The organism is Sphingomonas sp. Leaf23, assembly GCF_001421585.1.
Classification (GTDB): domain Bacteria; phylum Pseudomonadota; class Alphaproteobacteria; order Sphingomonadales; family Sphingomonadaceae; genus Sphingomonas.
Genome location: NZ_LMKR01000003.1, coordinates 812,772 through 830,324, shown reverse-complemented (window position 1 = coordinate 830,324; position 17,553 = coordinate 812,772). Strand labels below are relative to the sequence as shown.

The window sequence follows — 17,553 nt, the reverse complement described above, 5'->3', positions numbered from 1 at the left end:
TCCGGTCGCCGCACGGCAATCGCGTTTCGCCCTCGCCGCCCGACCGCGCGCAGGGAACGGCAGAGCGGTTGCGCTGGCAAGGCTGACAACGCTATCAGTATCCACGACAGACCGCCGGGGGACGGCGCGACAGGGGATGGGGAGAACCATGATGCCGGTATCGACAACTGCGTGGATTCGCGACATTGTGAACGTTCACTCAATCCTATCCAACAGCCCGATCCGTTTCTCCTTCATCAGAAAGCAACCGATGCCCGCCACTCCCCGCACCGCCCTGCTGCGCCTTCTGGCCGGCTCGCTGCTCGCCGGCAGCGCGCTCGCCACCCCGGCGCTGGCGCAGACCACCAATAACGCGCCAAAGGCCGCCACTGCCCCGACCGACGGCCCCGCCGCGCGACCGTGGATGAACACGGCGCTCGACGCGGCAGCCCGTACCGAGCTGCTGCTGAAGGAGATGACGCTCGATGAAAAGCTGCAGCTGACCTTCGGCTATTTCTCGACCAAGGCGGAGTGGCAGCGCAGCCCGATCAAGAACTGGCAGATGCCAAAGGACGGTTTGCCCGATTCGGCCGGCATCGTCCCCGGCATCCCGCGCCTCGGCATCCCCAGCCAGTGGCAGACCGATGCCGGCGTCGGTGTCGCCAGCCAGCGCACGCCGACCCCGCGCCTGCGCACCTCGCTCCCCTCGGGCATCGCCACCGCGGCGACGTGGAACCCGGAACTGGCCCAGGCCGGCGGCGCGATGATCGGGAACGAGGCGTTCCTGTCCGGCTTCAACGTGCAGCTGGCTGGCGGCATGAACCTGATGCGCGAACCGCGTAACGGGCGGAATTTCGAATATGGCGGCGAAGATCCGCTGCTCGCCGGCATCATCACCGGCCATGAGATCAAGGGCATCCAGTCGCAGAACGTCGTCTCGACGATGAAGCATTATGCCTTCAACGGGCAGGAAACGAACCGCTTCAACATCGACCACAAGATCGGCGAGCAGGCCGCACGCCAATCCGACCTGCTGGCGTTCGAATTCGCGCTGGAAATCGGCAATCCGGGGTCGGTGATGTGCGCCTATAACCGCGTCAACGGCTTCTATGCGTGTGAGAATGACTGGCTGCTCAACAAGACGCTGAAGCAGGATTGGGGCTATAAGGGCTTCGTGATGTCGGATTGGGGCGCCACCCATTCGACGACGCAGGCGGCCAATGCCGGGCTGGACCAGCAATCGGGCTGGGCGTTCGATCGTTCGCCCTATTTCGCCGATGCGCTGCGCGAAGCGGTGAACAACGGCTATGTTCCGGAAGCACGCGCGACCGACATGGCCCGCCGCGTCCTGTGGGCGATGTTCGACAACGGCCTGTTCGACAAACAGGTCGCGGGCGACCGTGCGACCACGATCGATTATGCCGCGCACGCCGCCGTCACCCGCGCCGATGCCGAGGAAGGCATCGTCCTGCTGAAGAACACGCCGGGCCTGTTGCCGCTGTCGACCACGGCCAAATCGATCCTCGTGATCGGCGCGCATGCCGATGTCGGCGTCCTGTCGGGCGGCGGGTCGAGCCAGGTCTATCCGCATGGCGGCCCGGTGAACGGCCTCGCCGTGCCCGACGAATTTCCGAGCGGCTTTCCGGGGCCGAAGCTCTACCACCCCTCCTCGCCGATGAAGGCGTTGCAGTCCCGCACCCAGGCGACCGTCACCTATATCGACGGCAAGGACGTTCGCGCCGCCACCGCCGCCGCGCGCAAGGCTGATGTCGTGATCGTGTTCGGCGAACAATGGACCGGCGAGTCGATCGATGCACCGAACCTGAACCTGCCGAATCAGCAGGACGCGCTGATCGATGCCGTCGCACGCGCCAACAAGCGCACCGTCGTCGTCCTCGAAACCGGCGGCCCGGTGCTGATGCCGTGGCTGCCCAGGGTCGGCGCGGTGCTGGAGGCATGGTATTCGGGTACCTCGGGCGGCGAGGCGATCGCCCGCGTCCTGACCGGCGAGGTCAATCCCTCGGGCCATCTGCCCGCGACCTTCCCCGCGTCGCTCGCCCAGCTGCCGCGTCCCGTGATCGAGGGCGATCCCAAGCTCGACCGCGATTCGCACCCGATCGGCAATTACGACGTCGAGGGGGCCGCGGTCGGGTATAAATGGTTCGACAAGACCGGGGCCCAGCCGCTGTTCCCGTTCGGCTATGGCCTGTCCTACACGAACTTCACGCTGGGCAAGCTGACCGCCGCGCCGCAGGGCAAGGGCGTGTCGGCGACCTTCACCATCACCAACAGCGGCAAGCTGCGCGGCAAGGGGCTGGCCCAGCTCTATGTCGCGGGCAGCGGCTGGGAAGCGCCCAAGCGGCTCGGCGGCTTCACCAAGGTCGATCTGGCACCGGGCGAGAGCCGGAGCGTGACGCTGACCGTCGATCCGCGCCTGCTGGCGACATTCGACAGCAAGACGCGCGGGTGGAACATTGCCGGTGGCGAATACCAGCTGCTGCTGGCGCACTCGGCGACCGATATTGCCGAGCGGGCGACGGTGCGGGTCGCCCCGGCCACGCTCGATAATCGCGGGCGGTAAACACGTCACGGGGGGATTGCGACTACCGCAATCCCCGGACCGTCGGCAGGAACCACCCCGCCTCCGTCACCCCGGGCTTGACCCGGGGTCCTGCTTCTTCTTCCTACCGCCGCAGAAGCGGGACCCCGGATCAAGTCCGGGGTGACGAGCGGGGTGGATCAGTACCGTCGCGCCAACCACGAAGCGCCCGGACTGTCTGTCTTTACGGGATTGAACGGGGAAAGTGACGCTCCCGGCTCCAAACGCAAAAAGGGCTGCGGTAGCGAACGCCACCGCAGCCCTTTTCGAGCACATCGCAGCGGCGCAACGCCGCCCGCGACTTACTTCTTGCCGAGCGAGAGACCGCCGAAACGCTTGTTGAAGCGCGCGACCTGACCACCCGAATCCAGCATCTGGCCACGGCCACCGGTCCATGCCGGGTGCGCCAGCGGATCGATGTCCAGCGTCATCAGATCGCCTTCCTTGCCCCAGGTCGAACGGGTCTCGAACACCGTGCCATCGGTCATCTGGACCTTGATGGTGTGATAGTCGGGGTGCGTTTCTTTCTTCATCGGTCGTCTCCACAGGCGGCTGGTTCCGACCAGCCTTGGAAATGGGAAGGCGCGCCCGTACACGGACGCGCCCATAATAGCAATGATCGCTGTCGGCTTACGCCTTGGGCGGGTCGGCGATCATGGCGGTGAATTCGCATTCGGCCGCCAGTTCACCGTCGATTCGGGCCTTCCCCGAAAACTTGCAGACGCGCGAACGCTTCTGCACGAATTCGGCCTCCAGCGTCAGCAGGACGCCCGGTTCAACCGGCTTGCGGAATTTCACGCCGTCGATCGACATGAAATAGACCAGCTTGCCCGACCCGGCGAGGCTGAGGCTTTCGACCGCCAGGATGCCGGCGGCCTGCGCCAGCGCCTCGACGATCAGCACGCCCGGCATGATCGGACGGCCGGGGAAATGCCCCTGGAAGAAGCCTTCGTTGATCGTCACTGCCTTGATCGCGGTGATCGACCGGTCGGGGATCAACTCCGCGACACGGTCGACCAGCAACATGGGATAGCGATGCGGGATCGCCGCCATCACGCGCGTGATGTCGAGCGGTCCGATCGAGGTCGCTTCCCCTTCCATCGATCAGCGGCCTGCCGGGGCCGGACGTGCGCCGGCGGCCGGGGCGGCCTGTGCCGGGGCGGTCACGCTGACGCTCGGCAGCTGCGCGTTGAGCGCGGCGAGCACCGCATCGGTGATTTCGGTCGCCGGCGCGTTGTAGAAGCTGCTGCCCTTGTCGACGGCCAGCGTCGCGCCACGCTGCTGCGCGACCTGGGTGATGATCGGACCCAGCTTCGTGCCGATCTGCTCACGCACATAGGCGATGTTGCGCTGGACCTGCTGTTCCTGCTGCTCGATCTGCTGCTGCGAGGTCTGCTGCTTCTGCTGGAACGTGCGGATGCGGGTCTGGAGCGCTGCGTCCGGGTTGCCCTTGGCAGCGGTCACGGCAGTCTGCAGCGACTGCGCTTCGGTCTGCAGCGGCTGGCCGAGCGAGGTCGCGAGCGACTGCAGCTGGGTGCGCTGGGTCTGCAGCTGGGCGGTCGCCGCCTTGCACGCGGTGCAGTCGCGGAAAATCCGCTCCGAATCGACGATGGCGATCTTCGCATCGGGCAGCGCCTGGGCGAAAGCCGGGGCGGTCGGGAGCGCGAAGACGAATGCGGCAACAGCCGCCTTGGTGAAGCTACGCATCAGAATTGGGTTCCTACGTTGAAAGTGATGAGTTTCTTGTCGTCGCCCGGCTGGCTCAGCAACGCCTTGGCAAGGTCGATGCGCAGCGGCCCGAACGGCGAATTCCAGTTCACGCCGATACCGATCGACAGGCGCGGCTTGGCCGAATCGCCCAGGAACTGTTCGAGGAAAGGCGCAGTCGTCGACGTGGCGATCGTATTGGTTTCGCCGCCGGCGCAGGTGCCGCCGATCGTCGCCGAATAGCCGACCGAACAGGTCGTCTGCCGGAACGCCGCCTGCCCCGACGCGTCGGTAAACTGGTTGTTGTACACCTGCTGGCCGTTGACCGTCGTGTTGGTCGTGAACGGCAACAGCGACGGCGACCCGTCCTTGTTGAACTGCAGCGTGCCGTCGGCATTCTTCGCCTGCTGGAACTGCACCGTCGGCAACGGACGGGTAACGCCGAACAGCGCACCGGCCTGGATGAATATCGACGGACGCAGGCCGAGTTCGGCAATGCCCGATCCCAGCGGCGGCTCCAGTTCGAGCTTGCCGAGATAATAGGCCTTGCCGCCCAGCGGATCGTTCAGCACCTGATCGCGCGCGGTGACCAGCGCCTGATCGCCGCCAGCGACCGATCCGGTATATTGCTGGCGCTGGATGCGTGGGCCGACGCCACGAATGTCGAAGCCGCGGAACTGCGGTTCACCCAGATAGAAGCGATCGACGATGCGAACCGCGTCGATCCCCTCGCCCGGCTTTTTCTGCAAGGCGTGAATGTATCCGCCCTCGATGCCTGCCGACAGGACGAACCCGCCGAGATTCCAGTATTTGTCGAAATCCCCCCGCACACGGGCATAGCGGACGTCGCCGCCCAGGCCGGCAAAATCGACACCGGTGACCAGCCGCTGGCCGCGCGACGGGCGCAGGCGGTTGTTGAGATTGTCGAAGATCAGGTTCGCACCGACGATGCTCGACAGGCGGTTACCGATCGAATCGCACAGATACCGTCCCGCCTTCAACGGGTCGCAGACACCGTTGGTAAAGTAGGTATTTTCGTCCAGCCCGACATTATCCTGGCTCAGCTGGTACCGGCCCGACAGCGTCCAGAATTCGGTCAACGGCACGCTCGCCACGATCTGCCCGCCGGTCGACACCTGCGAATAGAGCGAGTTGCGGCCGGTGCCGAGGAAGTTGAACGAGTTGAAGTCGCGGCGGAAGATCGTGCCGCCCAACGCCACGTTCTTGTCGAACAGATACGGCTCGGTGAATCCCAGCTCGACCGACTTCTGATAGGTCGAATAGTTGACCGACGCCTGCAGGTCCTGCCCCTTGCCCCGGAAATTCCGTTGGCGGATCGACGCCTGGATGATGAAGCGTTCGAGGCTGGAGAAACCCGCCGAGAGCGTCAGCTCGCCGGTCGATTTTTCCTCGACGTTCGCCGCCAGGATGATGCGGTCGGGCGAAGAACCTTCCTTGCGCTCGATCTCGAACTTTTCCTGGAAATAGCCCAGCGAGTTGATGCGATCCTGCGACCGCTTGACCAGGAACGCGTTGAACGCGTCCCCTTCGGCCACGCGGAATTCGCGGCGGATCACGCGGTCCTGAGTCTGCGTGTTGCCGGTGATGTCGACCTTCTCGACATAGGTCCGGTTCGCTTCGTTCAGGAAGAACGTGATCCCCATCGTGAGCTTTTCACGATCGGGCTGATATTCCGGGCGGACATCGGTGAACGCATATCCGAACAGGCCGGCATATTCGCTCAACTGGTCGATCGCGTCTTCGGACAGCTTGGCGTTGTACCAATCGCCCTTCTTCATCGGCAGCGTCTTGGTCAACGCCGCGCTGTCGAAATCGCGGATCGCGCTTTCGACCGCCACGTCGCCGAATTTGTACCGCTTACCTTCTTCCACCACATAGGTGATGATGAAGTCTTCCTTGTCCGGCGTCAGTTCGGCGACCGCCGAGATGACGCGGAAATCGGCATAGCCGTTGGTCAGGTAGAACTGGCGCAGCTTCTGCTGGTCATAGGCCAGACGATCCTGGTCATAGCTCGTGTTCGAGCTGAAGACGCGCCACGGACGCGACTCCTTGGTCGCCATCTCGCCGCGCAGCTCGCTGTCGCTGAATACCTCGTTGCCGAGGATGTTGATCTGGCGGACTTTGGATTTCGGCCCTTCCTGAATTTCGAAGATCACGTCGACGCGGTTCTGGTCGAGCATGACCATCTTCGGCTCGACATTCGCCGCGAACCGGCCCTGCCGGCGGTACAGCTCGACGATGCGCGCGACGTCGGCACGGACGGCGGTGCGGGTGAAGATCTGCCGCGGGGCGAGCTTGATCTCCTTGGTGATCTTGTCGTCTTTCAGCCGCTTGTTGCCTTCCAGCACCACGCGGTTGATGATCGGGTTCTCGCGGACCCGGACGATGATGTCGCTGGTCTCGGCACCCTCGATCTCGACATTGGCGAGCAGGTCGGACGCGTAAAGGTCCTTGATCGCCTGATCGAGCGTTTCCGCGGTGTAGGGGCTGCCGACGCGCAGCTTCGTATAGGACAGCACCGTGTCCGGTTCGATGCGCTGCGCACCCTCGACCCGGAGCGAACGGATGGTCCGCACCGGGGCGGCGGGAACGGCGGGCGCCTGCACGGCAGGCGGCTGGACTGCCGGAGCAGCGGCAGCGGGACGCGTCTGTGCCGATGCCGCCGTGCCCGAGAGCATCGTGCTCGCGAGCAGCGCCACGCCATGTGCGCCATAAATCGAAAACTTGCTTGCCGTCACCAAACCCACCCCAACCGGAGGAACTTTCCAAACAGGACGAATGCGCCCTGCCCTAACCGCGTCAGCCGATCAAGCCGGCCAGCCCACGCCACACGCCGAACGCCCCCAGGTCGTTCACCGTGACGAATATCATCAGCGCCAGCAACAGCGCCAATCCGCCGCGAAATGCCCACTCCATCGTCTGCGGGCGCACCGGCCCGCGCTTTATCGCTTCGATGGCGTAAAAGAACAGATGCCCGCCATCGAGCATCGGAACTGGCAACAAGTTGATGAATCCCAGATTAATGGAAACGAACGCCACGAACGTCACCAGCGCCGGCCAGCCCAGCGAAAGCTGTTCGCCCGACGTCTTGGCGATGCGCAGCGGACCGCCCATTTCCTCCATCGACCGGCGACCGGTGATAATCTGCCCCAAGCCGTCGACGGTGCCGCGCAGGATCGATCCGACCATGCGCGTTCCCTCGACCGGGGCCTGCCACAGCGGCAGCGGCGCATAGACCGGCGCGCCGCGCTCGATCCCGAAGCGGCCGATCTTTGCCTCGTTGCCGAAGCGATCGCGCTGCACCACCGATCCGATCACCGCGTCGGCCGAGCGGAGCGCACCGCCGCGCACATAATCGACCGTCACCCGCTCGCCCGGATGCATCGCGGTGTAGAAGGACAGGTCGGAAAATGTCTCGATCGATCGCCCGTCGAGCGACGCGATCCGGTCACCCGGCTGCAATCCGGCGCGGTCGGCTGCGCTGCCCTGCACCACGCCGCCGATCGTCGCCGGCGTGCGATCCACGCCGTACGCCGCGGCGAAGCCACCCAGAATCAGGACCGCCAGCAGCAGGTTCACCGCCGGGCCGGCGGCGACGATAATCGCCCGCTGCCACACCGGCTTCGCCTGAAACGTCCGGGCGCGTTCGTGCGCGGGCAGTTGCAGCCATTCGGCATCGGGCTGCGACGCCGGGTTCATGTCGCCGGCAAAGCGGACATAGCCGCCCAGCGGCAACCAGCCGAACTTCCACCGGGTACCATGCCGGTCGGTAAACCCGGCGACCTCCCGCCCGAACCCGACCGAGAAGGCATCGACCTTCACCCCGAACCAGCGTCCGGCGGCGTAATGGCCCAGCTCGTGCAGGAATACCAACGGCCCCAGCACCAGCAGGAACGCGATGATCGTCATCAACAGTCCGGGGGATTCGATCAAGCGACGCTGTCCTTCACACGCTCGCCCGCCAAGCCCCGTGCTTCGCTATCGATCGCCAGCACGGCGTCGATCGTCTGCGGCTTCGGCGGATCGAAGCGGTCGAGAACATCCGAGACGATTGCGGCAATTTCGAGGAAGCCGATTCGCCGGTCGAGAAAGGCGGCGACCGCCACCTCGTTCGCCGCATTCAGGATCGCCGGCCGCCCGCCGCCCGCCGACAGCGCGGCACGGGCCAGCGCCAACGCCGGAAAGCGCACCATGTCCGGCGCCTCAAAATCCAGTCGCCCGATCCGTGCGAGGTCGAGCCGCTCGCACGGCGTCTCCATCCGGTCGGGCCATGCCAGCGCGTGCGCGATCGGGACGCGCATGTCGGGCGACCCCAGCTGCGCCAGCGTCGACCCGTCGACATATTCGACCATCGAATGGATCACCGACTGGCGATGGACCAGCACGTCGAGCTGTTCGGGGGTCACCGGGAACAGGTGATAGGCCTCGATCAGTTCGAGACCCTTGTTCATCATCGTCGCCGAATCGACCGAGATCTTGGCGCCCATCGACCAGTTGGGATGCGCCACCGCCTGTTCGGGCGTGATCCCCTGCATCTCGGCCAGCGACCGTTCGCGAAACGGCCCGCCGCTCGCCGTCAGGATGATGCGGCGAATGCGTTCGGGCGGACAGTCGTCGAGGCACTGGAAGACCGCGTTGTGTTCGCTATCGACCGGCAACAGCGTGGTACCGGCCTGCCCCGCCGCCGCCGCCATCACCTCGCCCGCCGATACCAGCGCTTCCTTGTTAGCCAGCGCGACCGCGCCGCCGCGCGCCAGCGCCGCCATCACCGGCTTCAGCCCCGCCGTGCCGACGATCGCCGCCATCGTCCAGTCGACCGGCCGCGCCGCGGCATCGATCACCGCCTGCGCACCGCCCGCCGCCTCGATCCCGCTGCCGGCCAATGCCTCGCGCAGCACCGGCAGGCACGCCTCGTCGCCGACCACCGCCAGCTTCGCACCAACCCGCCGCGCCGCCGCAGCTAGCTTGCCCACATCGCGATGCGCGGTCAGCGCCTCGACCGCGAAGGCATCCGGCGTGCGTTCGATCAGGTCGAGCGTCGACGTGCCGACCGATCCGGTCGCGCCCAAAATGGTAACCCGCTTCATGCCAGATACAGCCCCGCCAAGACCATCAGCGCCGCAGCGGGCGCGACGGGAACCAATCCGTCCAATCGATCCATCACGCCGCCATGGCCGGGCAGGACGTTGCCCGAGTCCTTGACCCCTGCCTTGCGCTTCAGCTGGCTCTCATACAGGTCGCCCATCTGCGCCAGCACCGCCAGCAGCGGCGTCACCAGCATCAGCAGCAGCGGCAACCCGGCAACATGCAGCCCGCCCGCCAGCACCGACGCGGCGATCACGCCGCCGATCAGCCCGGCCCAGGTCTTGTTGGGGCTGATCGTCGGTGCCAGCTTCGGCCCGCCGATCGACCGGCCCGCAAAATACGCCCCGATATCGCACGCCCACACCAGCGCCATTGCCCAGAAGGCGAGCAGCAGCCCGCCACCCTGCCCGCGCAGGAACACGACCGCCAGCGCCGGCGCCCCACAATAGACGATGCCGCGCGCCAGCCCCGGCAACCGCGTGATGATGACGACAAAGAACGCCGCGCCGACGATCAGCCCCAGCGCCAGGAAGCTCGCGCCCGCCGCCAGCGGCGACAGGATCGCCAGCGGCACGGTGAGCGCCAGCTGGGCCAGCCGCTTATGCTCGCGCGACACTTTGTGCAGGTCGGCCCATTCGGCCATCATGAACAGCGTGCCGATCGCGACCAGCAGCCAGAAGACCAACCCGCCCAGCCACAGCGCAGTGGCGGCCACCGCGATCATCCCGACACTGGCCAGCGTGCGCGTGGCAAGGTCGGATTTGCGCCGCGCTACCGGATCGGCGGCGGGATCGGGGATCACAGGCCCCCGAACCGGCGCTGCCGCTGGCCATAGGCCGCGATCGCCTGCGCGAGCGCCTCGCCATCGAAATCGGGCCATAGCGTGTCGACGAACAGCAACTCGGCATATGCGGCCTGCCACAGCAGGAAGTTCGACAGGCGCTGTTCGCCCGACGTGCGGATCATCAGGTCGAGGGGCGGCAGGCCATCGGTATCGAGCTCGCGATCGATCGCCGCCTCGTCGATCGCCGACACCGGCATCCCCGCCGCGACCTTTTCCGCCAGCCGCCGCGCCGCCGCGACCAGCTCGGCCTGCGCACCATAGTTCAGCGCGATAGCGAGGATCGGCCCAGTGTTCGTCGCCGTCCGCGCGACCGCATCATCGATCAGCTCGACCAGATCGGCCTTCAGCGCACGGTAATTGCCCAGGATGCGCAGCCGCACGCCTTCGCGCGTCAGCTCCTTGATCTCGTTCTTCAGGAAATGGCGCAGCAACCCCATCAGGTCGCCGATTTCCTCTTCGGGACGACGCCAATTCTCGGAGGAGAAGGCATAGAGCGTCAGCGCCTCGATCCCCTGTTCGCGCGCCGCACGGGTGATGCGCCGCACCGCTTCCACGCCCTGCCGATGGCCGGCCACGCGCGGCAGCCGCCGGGCCTTTGCCCAGCGGCCGTTGCCGTCCATGATGATCGCCACATGACGGGGGATGACGGAAGAGGAAGGCAGGCCCGGTGCGGCGGAATCAGCCGCCGATGCCGGAGCGCGCGCGGCGAACGACGTCACTTGCCGAGGATTTCCTTTTCCTTCGCGCTTGCGGCAGCATCGAGGTCGGCGATCGTCGCATCGGTCATCTTCTGGACTTCGGTTTCGAGCTTCTTGCGCTCGTCTTCCGAATAGACGCCCTTCTTCTCGTCGGTCTTCAGGCTTTCCATGCCGTCACGACGGACGTTGCGCACCGCGATGCGCGCCGATTCCGCGTACTTGCCGGCCAGCTTCGCCAGCTCCTTGCGGCGCTCCTCGGTCAGATCGGGGATCGGCAGGCGCAGCGTCTGGCCATCGACGATCGGATTGAGGCCGAGGCCCGCCGAGCGGATCGCCTTGTCGGTCGGGCCGACATTCGACTTGTCCCACACCTGCACCGACAGCATGCGCGGCTCGGGCGCCGAGACGGTCGCAACCTGGTTCAGCGGCATGTGCGCGCCGTACACCTCGACGGTAACCGGATCGAGCAGCGAAACCGACGCGCGACCGGTGCGGAGACCGCTCAGGTCGCCCTTCAACGATTCCACGGCACCGGCCATCCGGCGCTCCAGATCGGCCTTGTTATATGCGGCCATAACCGACTTCCTTCTGAATCAAGCGTTGTTCTGGACGATCGTCGACACACCTTCGCCCGCCAGCACGGCGGCAAGGTTGCCTTCGTCACGGATGTTGAAGACGACGATCGGGATATTGTTGTCGCGGCACAGTGCCACGGCCGACGCGTCCATGACCTTCAGGTCGTCGGCCAGCACGCGGCCGAAGCCCAGCGTGTCATAGCGGGTCGCGGTCGGCACCTTCTTCGGGTCGGCATCGTAGACGCCATCGACGCTGGTGCCCTTGAACAGCGCTTCGCAGCCCATTTCGGCGGCGCGCAGCGCGGCGGTGGTGTCGGTGGTGAAGAACGGGCTGCCGGTGCCGGCGGCGAAGATCACGACGCGGCCCTTCTCCATGTGGCGCACGGCGCGGCGGCGGATATAGGGTTCGCACACCGATGCCATCGGGATCGCCGACTGCACCCGCGTCTCGACACCGATCTGCTCCAGCGCGTTCTGCATGGCGAGCGCGTTCATCACGGTCGCGAGCATGCCCATGTAATCGGCGCTCGCCCGTTCAAAACCCTGCGCCGCACCGGCAACACCACGGAAGATATTGCCGCCGCCGACGACGACGCACACCTCGTGCCCCTCACCCCGTGCGGCCTTGATCTCGCGGGCAACGCGGTCGCACATCGCGGGATCGATGCCGAACTGGCCGGAGCCCATCAGCACTTCGCCGGACAGTTTCAGGAGGATACGGTTGAAGCGAGGACGGGTCATGGAACCTGCAAAGTTGGTCTATCAGAAGCGCGCCGGACCCTAGCCGCGACCGCCCGCAAAGCCAAGCGGGCATTGCCCCTCAGGGACGGATGCCCCGGACATGACGGCCGGATACGACAGGGGCCGCAAGCGCCTATCGCACTTGCGGCCCCTGCCTTTTGCCTGTCGGCGGTCGACCTTACTTGGTCAGGCCGGCCGTCGCGGCGACTTCGGCGGCGAAGTCGGTTTCTTCCTTCTCGATGCCTTCACCGAGCTGGAAGCGGACATAGTCCTTCAGCACGATGGTCGTGCCGGCGTCCTTGGCCGCCTTGGCAACGACATCGGCGACCGGCGTCTTGCCGTCCATGACGATCGGCTGGCTCAGCAGCGCGTTTTCCTTCGCGAACTTCTTCACCGAACCTTCGACCATCTTGGCGATGATGTCGGCCGGCTTGCCCGAATCGGCGGCCTTTTCGGTCGCGATCTGGCGCTCACGCTCCAGGATGTCCTGGTCGAGACCGCTCTCGTCCAGCGCCAGCGGGAAGGCAGCGGCGATGTGCATCGCGATCTGCTTGCCCAGCGGCTCCAGCACGTCGACGCCGGCATCCGATTCCAGCGCGACCAGCACGCCAATCTTGCCGAGGCCCGGACCCGCCGAGTTGTGGACGTAGGGAATGATCGCGCCCTTGGCGACTTCGACCGACTTCGCGCGGCGCAGGACCTGGTTTTCACCGATGGTCGAGATGTTGGCGACCAGCGCGTCCTCGACGGTGCCGCCGTTCGGCATCGCTTGGCGCTTCAGCGCCTCGACGTCATCACCCTTTTCCAAGGCGATCGCGACGACGTCACGCACGAAGCTCTGGAACTGGTCGTTCTTGGCGACGAAATCGGTCTGGCTGTTGACTTCGATCGCCACGCCCTTGGTGCCGGCGACGGCAACGCCGACCAGACCTTCGGCCGCGGTGCGGCTCGACTTCTTGGCGACGGCGGCAAGGCCCTTGGTGCGCAGCCAGTCGACGGCGGCTTCCATGTCGCCGTTGTTCTCGGACAGCGCCTTCTTGCAGTCCATCATGCCGGCGCCCGAGCGCTCACGCAGTTCCTTGACGGCGGCGGCGGTAACTTCTGCCATGATCAGGCTCCTGATTGGTGTTCGATATGCTTGCGGGCGAGGCAGCGCGTGTTCCGCCCTGCCCCGCCCGCACGTCAGTTCCGTGACAGCTTACGCTTCGACAGCGGCTTCCGGCTGCGCGGTCGGCTCGGCGGTCAGCGCTTCCTCGGCCGGCGGCTCGTCCATCGCGCCCAGATCGCGGCCCGAATGGGCCATCGCCTGCTGGCCGCCACGGGTCGCGGCGATCGCGATCGCTTCGCAGTACAGGCGGATCGCACGGCTTGCGTCGTCGTTCGCCGGAACCGGGAACGCGATGCCGTCCGGCGACACGTTCGAATCGAGGATCGCAACGACCGGGATACCCAGCGTGTTGGCTTCCTTGATCGCCAGCTCTTCCTTGTTCGCGTCGATCACGAACATGATGTCGGGAATGCCGCCCAGATCGCGGATACCGCCAAGCGAAAGCTCGAGCTTGTCCTTCTCGCGGGTCAGGTTCAGCACTTCCTTCTTCGTCAGGCCGTGCGTGTCGCCCGACAGCTGCTCTTCAAGGGCCTTCAGGCGCTTGATCGAGTTGCTGATCGTCTTCCAGTTGGTAAGCATGCCGCCCAGCCAGCGGTGGTTCACGAAATGCTGGCCCGACTTGCGCGCTGCTTCCGCGATCGGCTCCTGCGCCTGGCGCTTGGTGCCAACGAACAGGACCTTGCCGCCCGATGCCACGGTCGACGACACGAATTCCAGGGCGCGCGCGAACAGCGGCACGGTCTGCGACAGGTCGAGGATGTGGACGCCGTTACGATCGCCAAAGATGTACGGCTTCATCTTCGGGTTCCAGCGGTGGGTCTGGTGGCCGAAGTGCGCGCCCGATTCGAGCAGCGCCTGCATGGTGACGACGGGTGCCGCCATAGGATAATTCCTTCCGGTTGATCCTCTGGGAAGCAGGAACCCTAGTCAGGCCAAAGGCCCGGGCACCGGTATGAGCGCTTCCCATGTGGGGTTGAGGCGGCGGCCTTTAGCGTAACGAACCGAAACGATCAAGACTTGACGGTGGAACGATATGAGAACATAACCGGTCCAGACACGGATCATGGAACAAGACCTCACATAACTTGTTGAGGGACCTTGCGATTTCATGATCGCATGATCGGGGAGTTTCGAGATGGCCCTGTTGGTTTCTGCACTGTTCGCCGCCGGCTTCGTTATCGCCGTCGCTACGATCTTCGCCACGGTCCTGCCGGCAAAGGACCGCATCCTCCGCCTGCTGATGCGCGGCCCGGAATGGACGATCGATCCGCTGCCGCCGGTACATCTGACTTCGCGGCGCGGCGTTATCCGTCAGCGTCCGATTACGGTCGTGGCGCAGCCGCTTCGCGCTGCCGCCTGATTCGTGCATAGCTGCGAATGCTGAACGGGAGCGTCGCCAGATAGGCGACGCAAACCGCCGTCAGCGTCTGCCACGGGGCGGAGACGAGCGCCGCTGCGACGATCACCACCCCGACGATCGCTTCGAACCGGATGTTGCGACGGAGCTTAAGCGACGACCAGCTATAGGTCGCGAGGCTCGACACCATCAGGAACGCGACAAACGCCACCCATGGCGCCACGAGCCAGGGTGAGCGGAACAACTCCTCGCCCGACCAGATCCAGATATAGAGCGGCAGCATCGCCAGCCCGGCACCGGCCGGCGCCGGAATGCCGGTCAGGAAGCCCGCTGATTTGTGCGGCTGATCGTCAGCATCGATCCGCGCGTTGAAGCGGGCAAGGCGCAGCGCGGTAAACACCGCATAAACCAGCGACACGATCCAGCCGATCCGCGGTTCGGCCAGCAGCGCCCAGAGATACATGATGAGCGCGGGCGACACGCCGAACGAGATCGCGTCGGACAGGGAATCGAGCTCCGCGCCGAACTTGCTCTCGCCGCGGACCAGCCGCGCGACGCGCCCGTCCAACCCGTCGAGCACACCGGCGAGCAGGACCATCAGGACGGCGCGTTCCCACTCTCCCCCGATCGCGAAACGAATGCCGGTCAGGCCGGAACACAGCGCCAATGCGGTGACGGCATTGGGGGCGACGGCGCGCAGCGGGATGCCCCGCACGGGAAGCGGACGACGCATCGTCATTGCGCGATGCCGGTGGCGGCGGCGATACCGGCGCGGCCCAGCACGGTTTCACCGGCAACGCTGCGCTGGCCCAGCGCGACCTGCGGCTCGGTGCCCTCGGGCAGATACACGTCCACCCGGCTGCCGAAACGGATCAGGCCGACCCGCTGTCCGGCGGCGACGAAATCGCCCGGCTTCACGAACGCGACGATCCGGCGCGCGACAAGACCCGCGATCTGCGTGAACCCGACGCGCTGGCCATCCAGCCCCTCGACCACGACATGCTGGCGCTCATTCTCGTCGCTCGCCTTGTCGAGATCGGCGTTGAAGAATTTGCCCGAGATATAAACGACCTGCCGGATGGTGCCGGCGATCGGGGTGCGGTTGATGTGGACGTCGAACACCGACATGAAGATCGATACGCGCACCAGCGGCTGATCGCCCAGACCGTTGGGCCCGCGCAGCTCCGGCGGCAGCTCGACCCGCTGGATCATCGTGACCAGCCCGTCGGCGGGTGCGACGATCAACCCCTCGCCCTGCGGCGTGGTGCGGATCGGATCGCGAAAGAACGACGCGACCCACAAGGTGACCAGCCCCATCGGCCATGCGAGCGTCTCCCACGCCATGAAGGCGAAGAAGGCGGTGACGACGGCGGCGATAAGGACGTATTTGCGCCCTTCGGGATGAACCGAGGGCCAGCGCCACTTGACGGTCGTGTTGCCGACCGCGGGCTTTTCGAGCGATGCCATGAAGCGTGGTGTAGCCAAGGCGGGTCGTGCTGACAACCGCCCTGCACTCCCGTGCGGTTGATCCCGCGGCAACGACCCCGTAAGGCCCAGCCCAACCGCAACTATATCGAGAACAGGCGCATGGCGAAGATCAAGGTCAAAACCCCGGTCGTGGAGATCGACGGCGACGAAATGACCCGCATCATCTGGGCATGGATCCGCGAGCGGTTGATCCAGCCCTATCTCGAGATCGATCTCGACTACTACGACCTGGGTATCGAGAAGCGCGACGAGACCGACGACAAGATCACCGTCGACAGCGCGAAGGCGATCCAGAAGTATGGCGTCGGCGTAAAGTGCGCCACGATCACCCCCGACGAACAGCGCGTCGAGGAATTCGGCCTGAAGAAGATGTGGCGTTCGCCCAACGGCACGATCCGCAACATCCTGGGCGGCGTCGTCTTCCGTGAACCAATCGTCATCTCGAACGTGCCGCGCCTGATTCCGGGCTGGACCAAGCCGATCGTCGTCGGCCGCCATGCGTTCGGCGACCAGTACAAGGCGACCGATTTCAAGGTGCCGGGTGCCGGCAAGCTGACCATGAAGTGGGAAGGCACCGACGGCCAGGTGATCGAGGAGGAAGTGTTCGACTTCCCCGCCGCCGGCGTCGCCATGGGCATGTACAACCTCGACGAATCGATCCGCGATTTCGCTCGCGCGTCGATGAACTACGGCCTCGGCCGCGGCTGGCCGGTGTACCTGTCGACCAAGAACACCATCCTGAAGGCCTATGACGGCCGCTTCAAGGATATCTTCGAGGAAGTATTCGCCGCCGAGTTCAAGGACAAGTTCCAGACCGCCGGCATCGAATATCAGCATCGCCTTATCGATGACATGGTTGCCTCGGCGCTCAAGTGGCACGGCGAGTTCGTCTGGGCCTGCAAGAACTATGACGGCGACGTACAGTCGGATCAGGTCGCGCAGGGCTTCGGTTCGCTCGGCCTCATGACCTCGGTTCTGATGTCGCCGGACGGCAAGACGATCGAAGCGGAAGCGGCGCACGGCACCGTCACCCGCCACTATCGCCAGCATCAGCAGGGCAAGGCGACCTCGACCAACCCGATCGCGTCGATCTTCGCATGGACCGGCGGCCTGAAGTATCGCGGCAAGTTCGACGGCACGCCCGACGTGACGAAGTTCGCCGAGACGCTGGAGCGCGTCTGCATCGAGACCGTCGAGGCCGGCCACATGACCAAGGATCTTGCGATCCTGATCGGCCCGCATCAGCCGTGGATGACCACCGAACAGTTCTTCGAACAGGTTCGCGTCAACCTCGAATCGGCGATGGGCGCGCAGGGCTAAGCCCCTCGCTTCCCCGCACGTTTCCGGCGGC

General features: G+C 65.5%; 17 protein-coding genes. 3 read left to right on the top strand and 14 right to left on the bottom strand.

The window, feature by feature from the left end:
• The first annotated feature begins 250 nt into the window (after nt 1–250).
• On the top strand, nt 251–2,560 hold the full coding sequence (locus ASE67_RS12290; RefSeq protein WP_055761386.1) for a beta-glucosidase family protein: 2,310 nt from the start codon (nt 251–253) through the stop codon (nt 2,558–2,560).
• Nucleotides 2,561–2,880: 320 nt separating this feature from the next.
• Here the strand turns inward: ASE67_RS12290 and rpmE are convergent, their stop codons facing one another.
• The 12 genes from rpmE to rpsB form a co-directional block, all read right to left on the bottom strand.
• Complete coding sequence (gene rpmE, locus ASE67_RS12285) at nt 2,881–3,111, bottom strand: 50S ribosomal protein L31 (RefSeq protein WP_055761384.1); 231 nt, start codon at nt 3,109–3,111, stop codon at nt 2,881–2,883.
• Nucleotides 3,112–3,208: 97 nt separating this feature from the next.
• Nucleotides 3,209–3,679: a 3-hydroxyacyl-ACP dehydratase FabZ gene (gene fabZ / locus ASE67_RS12280; protein ID WP_055761380.1), complete on the bottom strand. Its 471-nt coding sequence runs from the start codon at nt 3,677–3,679 to the stop codon at nt 3,209–3,211.
• Between the two features lie 3 nt (nt 3,680–3,682).
• Nucleotides 3,683–4,285, bottom strand: a complete 603-nt coding sequence (locus ASE67_RS12275; protein WP_055761377.1) for an OmpH family outer membrane protein — start codon at nt 4,283–4,285, stop codon at nt 3,683–3,685.
• Nucleotides 4,285–7,044: an outer membrane protein assembly factor BamA gene (gene bamA, locus ASE67_RS12270; RefSeq protein ID WP_055761721.1), complete on the bottom strand. Its 2,760-nt coding sequence runs from the start codon at nt 7,042–7,044 to the stop codon at nt 4,285–4,287. The genes ASE67_RS12275 and bamA overlap by 1 nt, the downstream gene beginning before the upstream one ends.
• A gap of 61 nt (nt 7,045–7,105) precedes the next feature.
• Complete coding sequence (locus ASE67_RS12265) at nt 7,106–8,239, bottom strand: M50 family metallopeptidase (protein ID WP_055761374.1); 1,134 nt, start codon at nt 8,237–8,239, stop codon at nt 7,106–7,108.
• Entirely contained in the window at nt 8,236–9,393 is a 1,158-nt protein-coding gene (locus ASE67_RS12260) for a 1-deoxy-D-xylulose-5-phosphate reductoisomerase (RefSeq protein WP_055761371.1), read from the bottom strand. The genes ASE67_RS12265 and ASE67_RS12260 overlap by 4 nt, the downstream gene beginning before the upstream one ends.
• Nucleotides 9,390–10,193, bottom strand: a complete 804-nt coding sequence (locus ASE67_RS12255) for a phosphatidate cytidylyltransferase (protein ID WP_268795369.1) — start codon at nt 10,191–10,193, stop codon at nt 9,390–9,392. The genes ASE67_RS12260 and ASE67_RS12255 overlap by 4 nt, the downstream gene beginning before the upstream one ends.
• Entirely contained in the window at nt 10,190–10,954 is a 765-nt protein-coding gene (locus ASE67_RS12250; RefSeq protein WP_055761368.1) for an isoprenyl transferase, read from the bottom strand. The genes ASE67_RS12255 and ASE67_RS12250 overlap by 4 nt, the downstream gene beginning before the upstream one ends.
• Nucleotides 10,951–11,508, bottom strand: a complete 558-nt coding sequence (frr, locus tag ASE67_RS12245) for a ribosome recycling factor (RefSeq protein WP_055761366.1) — start codon at nt 11,506–11,508, stop codon at nt 10,951–10,953. The genes ASE67_RS12250 and frr overlap by 4 nt, the downstream gene beginning before the upstream one ends.
• A gap of 18 nt (nt 11,509–11,526) precedes the next feature.
• On the bottom strand, nt 11,527–12,249 hold the full coding sequence (pyrH, locus tag ASE67_RS12240; protein WP_055761362.1) for a UMP kinase: 723 nt from the start codon (nt 12,247–12,249) through the stop codon (nt 11,527–11,529).
• Nucleotides 12,250–12,427: 178 nt separating this feature from the next.
• Complete coding sequence (gene tsf, locus ASE67_RS12235) at nt 12,428–13,357, bottom strand: translation elongation factor Ts (RefSeq protein WP_055761358.1); 930 nt, start codon at nt 13,355–13,357, stop codon at nt 12,428–12,430.
• A 90-nt stretch (nt 13,358–13,447) separates the two neighbouring features.
• Nucleotides 13,448–14,239 (bottom strand): 30S ribosomal protein S2, encoded by a 792-nt coding sequence (rpsB, locus tag ASE67_RS12230; protein WP_055761356.1) that lies wholly within the window; start codon nt 14,237–14,239, stop codon nt 13,448–13,450.
• Nucleotides 14,240–14,492: 253 nt separating this feature from the next.
• On the opposite strand from rpsB, the gene ASE67_RS12225 reads away from it, so the two are divergent.
• Nucleotides 14,493–14,717, top strand: coding sequence for a hypothetical protein (locus ASE67_RS12225; protein ID WP_055761354.1), 225 nt, complete (start codon nt 14,493–14,495; stop codon nt 14,715–14,717).
• Here ASE67_RS12225 and ASE67_RS12220 read toward each other — a convergent pair.
• Nucleotides 14,680–15,453 carry a CDP-alcohol phosphatidyltransferase family protein gene (locus tag ASE67_RS12220; protein WP_055761351.1) on the bottom strand — a complete coding sequence of 258 codons (774 nt, stop codon included), beginning with the start codon at nt 15,451–15,453 and terminating at the stop codon, nt 14,680–14,682. The genes ASE67_RS12225 and ASE67_RS12220 overlap by 38 nt on opposite strands.
• Complete coding sequence (locus tag ASE67_RS12215; protein WP_055761348.1) at nt 15,450–16,181, bottom strand: phosphatidylserine decarboxylase; 732 nt, start codon at nt 16,179–16,181, stop codon at nt 15,450–15,452. Before ASE67_RS12215 ends, ASE67_RS12220 begins: the two co-directional genes overlap by 4 nt.
• A gap of 120 nt (nt 16,182–16,301) precedes the next feature.
• On the opposite strand from ASE67_RS12215, the gene ASE67_RS12210 reads away from it, so the two are divergent.
• Complete coding sequence (locus ASE67_RS12210) at nt 16,302–17,522, top strand: NADP-dependent isocitrate dehydrogenase (protein ID WP_055761346.1); 1,221 nt, start codon at nt 16,302–16,304, stop codon at nt 17,520–17,522.
• Nucleotides 17,523–17,553 lie beyond the last annotated feature (31 nt).